At 39.7% G+C, this 13,822-nt stretch carries 17 protein-coding genes and 1 tRNA gene; 10 read left to right on the plus strand and 8 right to left on the minus strand.

Going from position 1 to position 13,822, the window contains the following annotated elements:
- Positions 1-130: 130 nt before the first annotated feature.
- The 4 genes from B3E00_RS05870 to B3E00_RS05885 all read right to left on the minus strand — a co-directional run bounded on the left by B3E00_RS05870 (position 131) and on the right by B3E00_RS05885 (position 1,942).
- Positions 131-204, minus strand: a tRNA-Pro gene (locus B3E00_RS05870).
- Positions 205-654: 450 nt separating this feature from the next.
- The gene (locus B3E00_RS05875; RefSeq protein WP_293882497.1) at positions 655-1,104 is read right to left on the minus strand and encodes a KTSC domain-containing protein; all 450 of its coding nucleotides are present in this window, start codon (positions 1,102-1,104) and stop codon (positions 655-657) included.
- Between the two features lie 55 nt (positions 1,105-1,159).
- Positions 1,160-1,381 carry a VF530 family DNA-binding protein gene (locus B3E00_RS05880; RefSeq protein WP_209579053.1) on the minus strand — a complete coding sequence of 74 codons (222 nt, stop codon included), beginning with the start codon at positions 1,379-1,381 and terminating at the stop codon, positions 1,160-1,162.
- Between the two features lie 36 nt (positions 1,382-1,417).
- On the minus strand, positions 1,418-1,942 hold the full coding sequence (locus tag B3E00_RS05885; RefSeq protein ID WP_293882495.1) for an NADPH-dependent FMN reductase: 525 nt from the start codon (positions 1,940-1,942) through the stop codon (positions 1,418-1,420).
- 520 nt (positions 1,943-2,462) lie between these two features.
- On the opposite strand from B3E00_RS05885, the gene B3E00_RS05890 reads away from it, so the two are divergent.
- The 4 genes from B3E00_RS05890 to B3E00_RS05905 all read left to right on the plus strand — a co-directional run bounded on the left by B3E00_RS05890 (position 2,463) and on the right by B3E00_RS05905 (position 5,568).
- Entirely contained in the window at positions 2,463-2,945 is a 483-nt protein-coding gene (locus B3E00_RS05890) for a hypothetical protein (protein ID WP_293886636.1), read from the plus strand.
- 225 nt (positions 2,946-3,170) lie between these two features.
- Positions 3,171-3,728, plus strand: a complete 558-nt coding sequence (locus tag B3E00_RS05895) for an RNA polymerase sigma factor (RefSeq protein WP_293882491.1) — start codon at positions 3,171-3,173, stop codon at positions 3,726-3,728.
- Positions 3,718-4,539 (plus strand): hypothetical protein, encoded by an 822-nt coding sequence (locus B3E00_RS05900; protein WP_293882489.1) that lies wholly within the window; start codon positions 3,718-3,720, stop codon positions 4,537-4,539. Before B3E00_RS05895 ends, B3E00_RS05900 begins: the two co-directional genes overlap by 11 nt.
- A gap of 96 nt (positions 4,540-4,635) precedes the next feature.
- Positions 4,636-5,568, plus strand: a complete 933-nt coding sequence (locus B3E00_RS05905; RefSeq protein WP_293882487.1) for a DUF4097 family beta strand repeat-containing protein — start codon at positions 4,636-4,638, stop codon at positions 5,566-5,568.
- Positions 5,569-5,595: 27 nt separating this feature from the next.
- Here B3E00_RS05905 and B3E00_RS05910 read toward each other — a convergent pair whose 3' ends face one another.
- From B3E00_RS05910 to B3E00_RS05920, 3 genes are all read right to left on the minus strand, one after another.
- Positions 5,596-6,297: a class I SAM-dependent methyltransferase gene (locus B3E00_RS05910; protein WP_293886635.1), complete on the minus strand. Its 702-nt coding sequence runs from the start codon at positions 6,295-6,297 to the stop codon at positions 5,596-5,598.
- On the minus strand, positions 6,290-7,471 hold the full coding sequence (gene pncB, locus B3E00_RS05915) for a nicotinate phosphoribosyltransferase (RefSeq protein ID WP_209579060.1): 1,182 nt from the start codon (positions 7,469-7,471) through the stop codon (positions 6,290-6,292). Before pncB ends, B3E00_RS05910 begins: the two co-directional genes overlap by 8 nt.
- 160 nt (positions 7,472-7,631) lie before the next feature.
- Positions 7,632-9,107 carry a DUF6600 domain-containing protein gene (locus B3E00_RS05920; RefSeq protein WP_293886634.1) on the minus strand — a complete coding sequence of 492 codons (1,476 nt, stop codon included), beginning with the start codon at positions 9,105-9,107 and terminating at the stop codon, positions 7,632-7,634.
- 254 nt (positions 9,108-9,361) lie between these two features.
- Here B3E00_RS05920 and B3E00_RS05925 point away from each other — a divergent pair, with 254 nt between their 5' ends.
- The 6 genes from B3E00_RS05925 (at position 9,362) to B3E00_RS05950 (ending at position 13,450) form a co-directional block, all read left to right on the plus strand.
- Entirely contained in the window at positions 9,362-10,120 is a 759-nt protein-coding gene (locus tag B3E00_RS05925) for an MlaE family ABC transporter permease (RefSeq protein ID WP_209579062.1), read from the plus strand.
- A gap of 6 nt (positions 10,121-10,126) precedes the next feature.
- A complete protein-coding gene (locus B3E00_RS05930; protein ID WP_293886633.1) occupies positions 10,127-10,900 on the plus strand; it encodes an ABC transporter ATP-binding protein in 774 nt (257 codons plus the stop codon).
- 5 nt (positions 10,901-10,905) lie between these two features.
- The gene (locus tag B3E00_RS05935) at positions 10,906-11,910 is read left to right on the plus strand and encodes an MlaD family protein (protein ID WP_209579064.1); all 1,005 of its coding nucleotides are present in this window, start codon (positions 10,906-10,908) and stop codon (positions 11,908-11,910) included.
- 87 nt (positions 11,911-11,997) lie between these two features.
- Positions 11,998-12,699 (plus strand): RluA family pseudouridine synthase, encoded by a 702-nt coding sequence (locus tag B3E00_RS05940; protein WP_293937649.1) that lies wholly within the window; start codon positions 11,998-12,000, stop codon positions 12,697-12,699.
- A gap of 27 nt (positions 12,700-12,726) precedes the next feature.
- Entirely contained in the window at positions 12,727-12,990 is a 264-nt protein-coding gene (locus B3E00_RS05945; protein WP_293937652.1) for a hypothetical protein, read from the plus strand.
- 31 nt (positions 12,991-13,021) lie between these two features.
- Complete coding sequence (locus B3E00_RS05950) at positions 13,022-13,450, plus strand: DUF983 domain-containing protein (protein ID WP_310080943.1); 429 nt, start codon at positions 13,022-13,024, stop codon at positions 13,448-13,450.
- 20 nt (positions 13,451-13,470) lie between these two features.
- Here the strand turns inward: B3E00_RS05950 and B3E00_RS05955 are convergent, their stop codons facing one another.
- On the minus strand, positions 13,471-13,761 hold the full coding sequence (locus tag B3E00_RS05955) for a DUF4286 family protein (protein WP_209579067.1): 291 nt from the start codon (positions 13,759-13,761) through the stop codon (positions 13,471-13,473).
- Positions 13,762-13,822 lie beyond the last annotated feature (61 nt).

Genomic DNA, 13,822 nt, shown 5'->3' on the forward strand with positions numbered 1-13,822 from the left:
CTGGTGCGGAAAACTCCAATCGGCTAAATACCTTTTTTATGATTGAAAGGTATCTCTGCTATTCAATTTTCAAAGCGATATTCCGTTAGAGCGCAAACGCGATGTCAGTTAAAAAGTAAAGGATAAAAAGTCGGGATGGCCGGATTTGAACCGACGACCTCCAGCACCCCATGCTGGCGCGATACCGGGCTACGCTACATCCCGAATTAATCCAAGTGGAAGGCCTTTTTTCAGGGCCGTTGGCTAGAATAATTTTGGTAGCGCTAAAGTAATAATTATCGAACAAAAATAAAATCTAAAAGAAGAAAAAAAGCCATTGAACTTGCAAGAGCACTATTTGTAATCTTTTTTGAGATCGAGGTATTGACTCAAAGTCTAAATGCAGGCTTTATCTTTGCTGTAAGAGCTTTATCTTTGCTGTAAGATTTAATAGGTCCTTTTGGGAAATAGGAGAGTATGGAAAGCTGCAAGTGAGCGTAAATGCCTAATACATTTTACGGTAGAGCGTCTGCGGACTTTATATTAAAATGATAAAACTATTTGTTAACAGTGTTGTTCTATAGATAGCTTTTAAACATTTAACATTTTATATAAACGCCCAATATCCATCGGATAGCGGGCGTTTATCTTTGTATAGCTGGATGAAAACAGTTTCTAAGATACTGTTGCAGTCTTTAATACATTACGGTAAGGGTAAGAATGGAAGATGTGTCTACGGGCAAATCGACCTAAAGAATCTGCATTGACAAATTTAATATAATCGTTTCGCTGAACACCGAAATACTCATATTGGCTGCCGTCTTGAAAAGTGACAGTCAATATTTGTCCTTTCCAGTCAATATCTTGAATACCTGAATTGGTAATTGTTTCTGTGTAGATGGGCAATTGTTGCTCTAATGTTTCAGAACAGATGCTTACCAGAAAGTGGTATGCTTCGATCATCGCAACACTTTTTTCCTCTGCAGCCAAACGACCTTCTTCATCATTGACAAATTTATCTGGATGACATTCTTTCATGATCGTCCGGTAAGTAGATTTCAGGGTTTTGAGATCCACAGATTTATCTACGTTAAGTAACTTCCGGTAGTCGGCAATTTTTTTCATGGCGGCAAAGTTATGCTTAATAATCAGATTATTCGCTATAAAATAGGAAAAAAACTTATTTTTTCAATAACGTTTTTACGTAGAGCTGCTCGACCTTCTCTCTAGCCCAAGGTGTTTTTCTTAAGAAAGTTAACGAAGATTTGACACTTGGATTCTCATTGAAACATCTGATAGCTATGCGTTGACCTAATTCTTCCCAACCATAGTACTCTACTAAATATTCTATAATGGTGTCAAGTCTTTTACCGTGTAGTGGATTATTAATTTGTTCTTGCATGTCGTAAAGATAATAATCTTCAATTGATGGATCGTGCTAATTTTTACTATCAATTAGTTGTGCAGCCAGTTCCTTTAACGCTGTACGGAGTTGTTCATCCCAGATTTCTCCCGCACTGTCCAGTTTGCCCCTTACTCCTTCGATGAGTAGGTTTCTTTTTTCATCAATTTGGGCTCCTAATCCGCGCATGATGTGTTGCAGTTCGACGTGTGCATGTTCACCTTGTGCAGCGGCGGTGATGATACCTATGGGCTTATCGTTGAAAACTGTGGTTGCTGCGCACCACTCAAGTAGATTTTTTAATCCACTGGGCACACTGAAAATATATTCGGGACTGCTGATCAAAACAATGTCTGCTTCTTGAATAATTTGGCGTAATGCAATAATTTCAATAGGTGGATGGGACTGGCTCTCATCTGGATCAAAATGCGGCAGTTCTTTCAGACGATCAAATAGCGTGAAATGGATATCGCCATTAATCTCTTTTTGTAGGTGCTTTATAATATGATGATTGGATGAATGGGTACTGGCGCTACCTACAATTGCAAAAATAGTTTTCATGTGAGTCTAAATCTAATCAACGGTTGTCTATATCCGCTGTGTTTGTATTTTTCTTATATGCTGAATGAAGAAACTAAATTACAATATTCGATTCAAACGATTTACTTTATTCTCCGATTCGCTGTAATTTTTAGATTGGTTTGTTTTTGATCCAACTTTCCTCAGTAAGGATAGCGGATTTCAGTTGAAATTATGGAAGACGGTGATTGGATCAGAAAATAAAAAAAGGATGGTGGACCAACACCATCCTTCATTGAAAAAATGATTAATTAAAAGCATCAACATGCGTTATGCATTGCTTTATATTAATTTTAACCATCGCTAAAATAGGATTAAAAATTGCTTATTGCAAATGGGGGAATGGATATAGCATGCCTTGTTGATGGAGTATCCAGATGGAACTAAACTGAAGCTTGACTATTGGTGGTGTGTTTAGTTTGGTCAGCTAAATAATTAGCGTAGTTTGTTTTTGATTGAGCCTGAACTTTTGTAGTTTGGCTGCTATAAACCTTTTATAAATATGATGAACCTAAAAAATCATTTGCTATTTGTGGTATCGACTTCCTGTTTGTTTTTTTCATGTAAAGGAAACGGGGACAAGAAAGAAATGCATGCGTTAAAATCAAAATCTTTGGCCGGTACGTATAAGTTAATTGACAGCAAGACAATTAAAGGAAAGGATACTGTGACAGCTTTTACAGACAGCAGCAAAACAGAGATGTTTAAAATGTTTAATGATGACCACTTTTCTTTTTTTAATCATGATAAGGAAAAAGGCAAAGGGAAAGAACCTTTGTTTGTAGCGGGCGGCGGGACCTATTCCTTTGATGGTGTTAAATATCAAGAAAGTTTGCAATATTGTTCCATACGTGATTGGGAAAGGAATACATTTGATTTTCAACTCAAGATAAAGGGGGATACATTGATTCAAACAGGCGTGGAAAATCTGCCAGAATTAGGAGTTCACCATACTATTGTAGAAACCTATCTTAAAGTCAGATAGTCAATATTGGTATAAAGGAGTTATAGCATCGGTATCAAGCTATTTTAATCATGCAGATACTTAAGATCATTGTTCTGTTTTTTTTTGCAGTACAGGATCGTCTAAACGGCATTTTAGGTACTTTTAAAATTATTTGTAAAAAAAGTGAAATTATATTGCAACATTTTCGGGAGGGTGTCGACTACATAGTAGAAACATAAGAATTAACAGAATTAATTTTACAACGTGCAAAATCAGCTTAGCGATAAAGATTTATTAGCGATGTGCCAAACGGGTAATGAGTCTGGGTATGCGCAGCTTTATCATCGCTATGCAAAAAAGATCTTTAATTCTATTTATCGGATTTTGGCCAATCAGGAAGAGAGTGAAGATATTTTGCAGGAGACTTTTGTTGACTTTTTTTCAAGATCGGAAAAGTGGCATTTGGTTCTCAGTGTGGAAGCTTGGTTGAGAAGGATGGGCGTGAATAAGGCCATTTCACTGTTAAGGAAGAATAAACAGTATTTTACGTCGGTGGACGATTTGGAAATTCAGGATGATGGCGAAGATGAATTACTGGAAAAGGAATGGCGTGAATGTCGTTTAACGGATTTGGAGCAGGCGATCGACCAGCTGACGGGGGTGCCCAAGATGGTCATTAACCTTTATCTGTTTGAAAATATGAGCCATGACGAAGTCGCGGAAGCATTGGGAATGACAGCAGTTGCCGTCCGTAGCCAATACCATCGCGCAAAAAAGAAAATTTACGAACAATTGAAGGAAAGGTATAATTATGCGGGATAATTTAAAAGATTTTGTGAACGCTAATCGGGAATCATTTGATCAGAGAGAACCTTCGGCTGACTTATGGAATAAAATAAGACCGCAAGTAGTTCCACCTGTTCAGCAAAGAAAGATTAAGCCTCTTTGGAAGTGGGCTAGTATTGCTGCAGCGGTCTTGTTGGTAGGAACAGCAGCATTTATCGCTTTTAACAGACCGGGCGACTTAATGACTGAAAAACCTGTGGCTGCTGTACGTCCTCATGTTGTTCGTGAAAATGAAGGCGATAAAAAAGCCGTTAACGAAACAGTAGGACGCGCTGATAACGATAATTCAACTAAATTGACTTCGTCTATGGCAATAGCGGGTAGGCAAACCAAAAGAAAGCAGTTGGCAACAGCAAACATAACGACCTCTGGTTTAGGTAAAATGCAAGAGAAAATTGATTACGTTGAGATGCTTCAGGATTCGAGTTCCGCAAGCGCACGTCTAAGTGCTGTCTTAGCGTTGAAAGATGAAGGTAGGTTAGATCGGAATAGTAGAGGAGCATTGGAAAGGACTGCTGTATCGGATCAAAATAGTAATGTGCGTATAGCTGCAATCGAAACGATATTAAGTGGACTGAGCCAAGAAGAACGTCAGCAGAAAGTTCAGGACTTCTTTGTGGTGCAAAATGATCCCACGTTGCAAATGGAGCTTATGCAAATGATGGTTCAGCAAGATGATCCAAAGATGAAAGCGACAACAAAAGAAAAGTTAACTGAAATTGTGGAGGATCCCTTCACCTTGAAATTTGTGAAAGAACAGGCGTATGCGGTATTATTAAATCAATAGATGAATAGATTCAAGAACGTCCACTTGTGTAGGCTCGCTTACGAGAAGGTAGAGCAGATGGCTTGGTTAATAATAAGGAAGAAAAAATAAATTGAGATGAAAAAGTTAAGGATAATGATGATTGGGATAGCACTTATTTTTGCAAGTGCATTACAGGCCCAGGTAAATGAAAGTGTGGAAGGAGTTGCTGCGCCAAAGCCTCCTAATCCTCCTAAAAAGGCTAGAGCGGTTTCAGGCGTTGCCGTAAGTAATAGTACTAATTTTACATTCAATTCTTCAGGATTCGGCGGTTCTAATGGACCCAAAAGCTGGAAGGAAATTAAAGTGCCTAATTTAGGAAGTAAACTCCTGTTAAAGTTGGATAATGTTTATATCGAAGGGTATAAGGGGAAGGATGTGCTGATTACCGCTAAGGTTGAGGATAATGAGGGAAATGATCGTGCAAAAGGCCTACGTGTCGTTAATGGTTCTGGATTATCGGATAATTCGGGACTCGGAATGAATATCAAAACAGAAGGTGGAGTGACCGAAATAAGCATGGTCGGGATGCCCCTAGAGGATTCTATCCGAATCAAGATACCTATGGATCTACCATTGACGATAAAAGGGGGGCGTGGTGCGATGTTCAATGCTGGAGTGATCGAATTGAAAGATATGCGCGCTGAGGTGGAAGTTTCCAATACGATGGGAAATGTGAATTTGTTGAACGTAACGGGACCAATCAATGTGAAGGTTGCACAGGGAGATGTAACAGCCAAGTTTGTTCAACCGGTCAAAGGACCTATTTCTCTTGTCGCTGCAATGGGCGCTGTAGATGTTGCTTTTCCCAAGAATTTTGGGGCAAATGTGGATGTGAAATCAGCAATGGGAAATATCTATGCCGCAGATGAATTCCAATTTGAAAAAAGCGCTGAGGAGCCCCAGTCAATCCCTATGGGTAATGCAGTGAAGGGCAAAATGAACGGCGGTGGACAGGACGTGATTTTGAAAACATCCCTGGGAGATATCTATATCAGGACGCAGAAATAGTAAAAGTAGCCTGTTATCGATAACAGGCTACTTTTTTAGTTCCATACGTACGAGGTACTGATCATTCTCATCTTCATATAAAATTTGGACTACCCAACCCATTTCGTGCGAAATTTTAATCAATAAATCCTGATCTAAATACAGCCATTTGAAGAGATCGCCTCGGGAGCCTTTGTATTCATACTGATATTGGATTTCCCCGAAATAGTGGGCCGGCTTCTTGACGTTGTAATCTTTATACAAATAACTGATATCGGACGAATCAAAAATCAGCTGCCCATTTTCCGTCAATAGTTCTTTACTATGCGCTAGTAGTTTTCGAAAGCCCTCCACATCTCCAGCAATACCAATCCCGTTCATCAGCAGCAAAAGCGTATCGTATCGCTGCCCTTTAAATTTATAAAAGTCTTCGCAGATAATATGTTGTACCCCGCGTTGCTGCATGATATGGCAAGCGGTTTGGGATTCTTCCAATGCATCCACTTCAAAGCCTTTTTCTTGTAAATATAGACTATGGCTGCCTACTCCAGCGCCCACATCCAATACACGTCCATCGCATAGCGATAGACCAATAAATTCTAGCTCAGGGAAATCATCAGGTTCCCGAAAGAAAATCTCTACCGGCATTTCGTCTTTATCGCCATAGCTGGTATGGAGTATGAGGGGGAATTTTTCTTCTTGATGTACAAAGTAATCATCAAGGGCTTCACCGTATACGTCTCTATGCATGGTCATCATCAATCATTAATACTTTCTTTGCAATATAAATGGAGTCTTCATCTCCTGTATGTTTCATCGGTTCGTCAGATAATTTGATGACGGGACTCCATTGATCATCTTCTGGCAAAGCATCTGTCATCTTGATGACAATATTCATTGGTTTAAGACCTACATCATTCGTAAAATTGGTGCCAACGCCAAAGGAATGTAAGATTTTACCCTCACAGTAGCCCGCAATTCTTTCGACTTTTTCATAGTCTAGGCCATCAGAAAATATAATGGTCTTTGAAAGCGGATTGATTCCATTTTTGTTATAGTGTGCAATAACTTTATCTGTAAATTCAAGAGGATCTCCACTATCATGTCGGACTCCATCAAATAATTTGGTTAACTTTTTATCGAATTGCTGAAAGAAGACTTCTGTTGTATAGGTGTCCGATAGTGCTATTCCGAGGTCGCCCCGATACACATCAGACCAATGTTCCAGTCCCAGGAGGTTGGCCATTTTGTAGCCATATTTAGCGGCGTGAAACATAAACCATTCATGGGCATGGGTGCCGATGGGCTTCGTTTCATATTTCATTGCTAAATAGACATTGCTGGTGCCAATAAATGTTTTTTCGCCATATTGCTTGAGAGTACGAACGACCAAATCATGCACTTCATGAGAATGGCGTCTTCGGGTGCCAAAATCAGCAATAGTAATATTGAGTTTTTTATATTTCTCGATTTTATCTTTCGCTGTGGCGATTACGTCCGCATCGGAGGAACGTTGTAAGCCCTGGGATTCATAAAAAAGTTCACAGATAAGAGACATCAACGGAACTTCCCAGAGGATAGTGCGATACCAGTACCCTTCGATAACGACTTCTAGATCGGGGCCATCCTGAAATATTTTGACTTCTTCAGGATCATATCGGTAACCTTGGAGAAAGTCAAAATAGGTTGGGTCGATATAGGGACAAGTTCTGGCAAAAAAAGTCTTTTCGGCTTTTGTTAGTTTCAAATTAGCCATTTCGTTAACAGCCTGCTTCAAGAGGACATCAAAACCCTCAGGAAACTTGTGGTGTCCCCGATTGATAAAATGATAACGAGCCTTGGCCTTTGGAAACAACTTGACTACAGCATGCTGCATCGTGAATTTATAGAAATCATTATCTAATATAGAGGTAAATGAAGCCATCCTTATCGATTTGTTTTTTTGTTTGAAGCGGTAAATTTACTAATTAACGTGAAATTGTGTGGATTGTTCATGATAAATATCAAAAGACACATATGTAAAAGGCGGGTGAAATTTTTTATTTCATCCGCCTTTTATGAATTATCATGTTATTCGGTCATCCTTATCTTGTTCTAGATCTTTCAGAACCCTGTGAAGAACGTCCGGAGCTACGCTCAGCTGAGCTTCCAGAATTTCTTGATCGCGATACAGACGATGAATTATCTGTATTGGATCTGCTTCTGGTGTTTTCATAACTCCGATTTTGAGACGGTTGGGCCACTGGTTGAGACACCGGTTGGTTCGAACGCGTCCGGCTATCGGAATTTCGACTTTGTACCGGCTGAGACATGGGCTGTGTCGAACGTGTGCTGCTACCATCATAATTTCCGTTCCGTTGCGGTGCTGTTGTAGGTTGAACTACGCGTGGCGGTACAGTCTGATCGGAACCGTTCTGCCTCCCTCTACTGGTAGATGTAGGGTTATTGTTGTTTGGAGCATCCGATTGCCGACCTGATCGCGTCCTAAAATCATAGTTACTCGAATTAGGTTGTGTACCATTCGTATTTCTATTTGTCGCCCCGTTGTCTCCGCTTCTAGTGTTATTGATTGAACTGCGGCTCGAGCCTGTACTGTTGGCATCATTACGGGACCTTACAGAAGCATTTCCACTGTTGTCAATATATAACTCACGACTTCCTGATCTTGAATCGATGTTATCGCGGTTGCTGATAACGCGATTGGTACGATCTGATATCTCGCTATTGTTATTCCGTGTTCGGGTAGAGGCATCCACTACCTTCGTTGGACGTGCAGACGACCGCGTATTACGATCTACAGCCGGACGGTACATACTGATTTCATTGCTGCGATTGCTGCTACTACGAACCGATCCAGGTCTATCAGCATTTGCTATCCTATTTACTGTGATGTTTCTTCCTGTTGAGCGCTCGATGTCTGCTCTTCGCGGGCCGCCAACATAATAGTTGTTGTTAATGATCGTTGTATTGTTGATAACTGTGGTTCTGTTATAAATGTTATTGTAATTTCTACGATTCACATAATAACGATCCATATCCCTGCTCATGAAATGATTGACTCCCACAAATGTCCAGAAGTTCATTGGAATATTGACGGATACATTGATATTCATACCTGGTCCCATGGGGGCCCAGCCGTAATAGTCGCTACTTTGACGCCAATTTACCCATGCCGGTCCCCATTCATAGTCAGGAACCCAGCCCCATCCATAGCGATCATTGTAATTCCAGCGACCGTAGTGAAATGGTGCCCAGCCCCAGTCATAGTTGGATACCCAGGTATTTCCATAGTCAGTCATCGTCCAATAACCATTTGTAGCATAGGGTTGAAAGTTAGGGCCAACGTCCGGAATCCAAACGTAACCATAATTCGGGTCATTAACCCATTGTCCATAAGGCGATAGTTGATCATAAAACAGCTGGAATGAGACGCCAGCGTTGTTATAATGGTCATAATTGTTATATCCACCGCGTTGGGCCATCGAGGTGGCACAGCTTGAGAAAGAAGCGATACCAATAAACCCCAGTACCCAATATTTTATGTTGCCTAAATTTTTCATTTCTGTAATATTTTAAAGTGTGACAAAACTCTATGCCGTAGTCTTTGTTATTATGACAGCATAACGAATAAAATGGTTTAATCGGTACATTGGAAATCTGATTATTTTTACGTGAAAGTCAAATTGATGATCTTTTTACATAAACGACAATTTAGATACATATTTTTATTTACCTTTACCGCTCGAATTGCTACGTGTTTGTTCAGCATAAGACGTGTTTTAAGACACATTAATTTGAAATAGACATCATTTAAATGGCTAAAAAACTTCAGACTTTTTTTCTAGAATTCGCAAATATTCACCGTTTTTTGCTACGGTTTTGGCGCGAATTGGTAACTCCACCATATGAATTCAAAGAAATTGTCCGCCAGTGCTATGAAATAGGCTACAAATCTTTGCCTTTGATCAGTTTAACGGGATTTATCGTGGGCTTTGTTTTTACAAAACAATCACGTCCTTCTTTGGAGGAATTTGGGGCAACTTCGATGTTGCCTTCGTTAATTTCGATCGCTATTGTTCGTGCATTGGCACCATTAGTTACGGCTTTAATAGCTTCGGGCAAAGTGGGGTCTCAAATTGGTGCGGAATTAAGTTCGATGAATGTTACAGAGCAAATAGATGCCATGGAAGTTTCTGGAACCAATCCTTATAAATATCTTATTGTAAGTAGAATATTGGCTACAACGATCGGAATTCCTGTGCTCTGTTTTTATGTTGCCGGCATCGGTCTTTTAGGTGGCTATCTCAGTATGATGAGTAAAGATGACTTGAGCTTTTTGAGTTTTTTTACACAGGTTTTTGAAACGATAGCATTTAAAGATTTAGGAGCTATGGTGTTGCGTGCTGTTATATTTGGTTTTACGATAGGCGCTGTAAGTTGTTATTGTGGTTATTTTTCTTCCAAGGGGACAGAGGGTGTTGGTAAAGCTGCCAATGCGGCCGTTGTGGCGTCAATGTTCCTTGTTTTTATTGAGGAAATAATTATTGTTCAGATTTTATCGTTCTTTGGATAGTGAGCTATGGAAAAGATTCAATCAAACATTGACCATTCGAAGCCGGTCATTGAAATAAGGAATGTTAGCAAGTCTTTTGGTGATAACCATGTGCTTCGGGGCGTTAATTTGGATTTATATAAAGAAGAGAACCTTGTTGTATTAGGACGTTCGGGTACAGGTAAATCTGTGTTAATCAAATTAATCGCAGGATTATTGAGGCCGGATGAAGGTACGATTAATGTACTCGGAGATTCTGTGACAGAATTAAATGATCGTGAACTGCGTGAATTACGGCTAAAAATAGGGTTTTCTTTTCAGAATAGTGCGCTTTATGATAGTATGACCGTACGTGAAAATCTAGAGTTTCCGTTGGTTCGTAATAAGCGTAATTTGACGCGATCTGAAATCGATCATGCAGTAGAGGAGGTGTTAGATGGCGTTGGACTTTCTCAGGCCATCAATCAGATGCCATCGGAACTTTCTGGTGGACAACGTAAGCGAATTGGTATTGCGCGCACGTTGATTCTGAGGCCAGAAATCATGATGTATGATGAGCCAACGGCAGGATTAGATCCGATTACTTGTCTGGACATTAACGGATTGATCAACGAAGTTCAGGAAAGATATAAAACAGCATCAATTATTATCACGCACGATTTGGCTTGTGCAAAAGAGGTGGGAGACCGTATCGTGATGTTGTTAGACGGTAAGTTTGAGAGACAGGGGTCTTTTGAAGAGATTTTTGATACAGAGGACGCTCGCGTAAGAGCGTTTTATAATTATAATTTTATTCTATAATATACATGAGTAAGGCAGAAAATAAAAGAGCAATCATTGTTGGTGTTTTTGTTTTTTTAGGCGTATTGATTTTATTGGCGGGTATTTTCATTTTGGGTAGCCAACAAAAGAAATTTACTAAAAATATCGAGATTACGACTTCGTTTCCTGACGTCGCTGGGTTGAAAGTAGGAAGTAATGTATGGTTTTCTGGAGTCAAAGTAGGTATTATTAAGAATATCCACTTTAAGAGCGTGCAGGATGTTGAGGTGGTATTAACGATTGAGGAAAAATCTGCTGAGTATATTCGGAAAGACGCTGTGACAAAGTTAGGCTCGGATGGATTGATCGGCAATAAGATTGTTGTTATCTCTGGAGGGTCGCAGAATGCCCCTACTGTTGAAACAGGTGATTTTTTGCGTTCAGCAAAAACCGCAGATATGGAAGCAATGATGGAAACATTGCAGGTTAACAATGAAAACCTGGCTAAGATTACCACTGACTTCGTGGAGATATCACGAGGATTGGCCGATGGCAAAGGAATGGTTGGTGCCATGTTGACGGATACCTCCATGGTGAATACTTTACGTGCTACACTATTGTCCATCAGTGCTGCTATGAATAATGCAAATAAGGCTTCTGCAAATCTAGTTACCCTGACAAATTCTTTAAATAGTAATAAGGGACTGATTCATGATTTGACGACTGATACCGCTATTTTCTCTAGTTTACGTCAATCTGCTGCACAATTACAAGGGGTCTCTCAGACAGCAAATGCATTGATAAATAATTTGAACAACGCTTCGGGCCGATTAAATGATAAAGATAATGCAGTGGGCGTTTTGTTGAATGATCCTGAATCGGCAAATCAAATCAAATCAGCAATTAATAACTTGAATTCGAGTACATCAAAGCTGGATGAAAATATGGAAGCGCTGCAGCATAATTTCCTACTGCGCGGTTTCTTCAAAAAGAAAATGAAAGAAGATGCGAAAAAGGCTGAACTGCTTAAATCAGATACAGCGAAGTAAGTTGAATGATAGAACTATGAAAAGGCTTTACGCTTGCGTAGAGCCTTTTTTTAATCATATTGGGGGAGCCCGTTTAGAATTGAAAATATGAATCACACTGAAATTGCAGAGAAGGACGTTATTTACGAAGACAATCACCTCATAGCGATAAATAAGAAGGCGGGGGATATTGTGCAAATTGATGAAACGGGAGATATATCGATGGAAGATATGGTGAAAGCGTATTTAAAGAAGAAATATGATAAACCAAATGAAGCTTTTGTCGGTGTTATTCATCGTTTAGATAGACCGGTAAGCGGTATGATACTTTTCGCCAAAACGAGCAAGGCTCTTGAGCGGATGAACAAGTTTTTTCAGGATAGAGAGGTGAAAAAAACTTATTTGGCAATAGTCAGACAGCGACCACGAAAAACCGAAGGGAAACTTATTAATTGGCTGATCAGAAATAGACAAACACGGGTAACCAAGGCGTTTCCACGCGAGGTGAAGGGAGGAAGTTATGCGGAGTTAGATTATACGTTGGTAGGTGAATTAAATGGTTTTTATTTATTGCGCGTAGAGCCGCTGACCGGTCGTACCCATCAGATTCGTGCCCAACTCGCTGCTATGGGCTGTCCTATTGTTGGTGATAATAAGTATGGATATCCAAGAGGTAGTTCTTTGGGGAGTATTTGCTTACATTCTCGTTCATTAGCGTTTACGCATCCAATCAAGAAAGATAAGATGGAATTGGTTGCTTCATTGCCTAAAGATGGCTTTTGGGATAAATTTGAATCTTTGGCGGGGTAGTGGTTAAAATTTCAGTATCTTTGTACTATGAAATGGTTTAAATATTTACTCCTGATATTTACCTTAAGCTGCTCAGCTGCATCTGTTTCTTATGGACAATGTGCCATGTGTACGTTGAACGCTGAGAACGGAACGAAGGAAGGAAATATGCAAGGAAAGGGGCTGAATGATGGTATTTTGTTTCTGCTGGTCATACCTTATCTGGCAGCTGCAGGACTTGGCTATTTATGGTATAAAAAATACCGCAAGAAGAATCCTGTAACAAAAAAATTTTTAAACGAAATAAAATAGATTTTTAATGCCTACATCTAAATTCCATGCAATGATACATTCCAAATGTCCTAAGTGTCATATTGGTGATGTATTTGTAGGAAAGGTATACAGCTTGCGCAAGCAGCACATGAATGATATATGCCCCTATTGTGGTGTTAAATACGAGGTCGAGCCTGGTTATTTTTATGCTGCAATGTATGTGAGCTATGCTTTATCAGTCGCTGAGATTGTTACTGTATCGGTTGCTATTGCAATTCTGACAGGAAGCGAATCTCCCTGGTTTTATCTGATTGGCCTTGCGGTAACCATTTTGATCTTTGCACCTTTTAATTTTAGATATGCGCGCTTAATTTTGCTTCATTTTTTAACGCCAAAAATTAGTTATGACCCGAGATATGAATTGGAGCTGGAGATACGTGAAAGGAATGAAGCGAACCTCGGTGAAGATGGTCATGGTGTTAACGAAGAAAAAAAATAAAAGAGCTCGCAAGAGCTCTTTTATTTTTTTAGGTATTTCATCGTACTATCGAAAAGGAAAACCTTGTCTTTATATACTTCCGAAATAAGGTGTTGCAATGGGATGAGATGCACTTGCTGGAAGTTTACTATGTGTTCTTCTGTTGGGAGTACAACCTGTATACAGTAGGTCATACCTTCGTGTGGAGACTGAAGCATTTCCAGAAAATGCACTTCAAATTTTTGGGATTGCACGATATTATCCTGAATCCATGAAACAACCTCCTGATGGATTGTTTCTTCTGCTATAACAGAGACATTGTATAAAAACATAGACAAAAATACGCTATTTTTCTACTATAAAAAAGATTCTTAGCGGAGGAAGCGCGAGAAG

The organism is Sphingobacterium sp. UBA5996, from assembly GCF_002429765.1.
Taxonomy (GTDB): Bacteria; Bacteroidota; Bacteroidia; order Sphingobacteriales; family Sphingobacteriaceae; genus Sphingobacterium.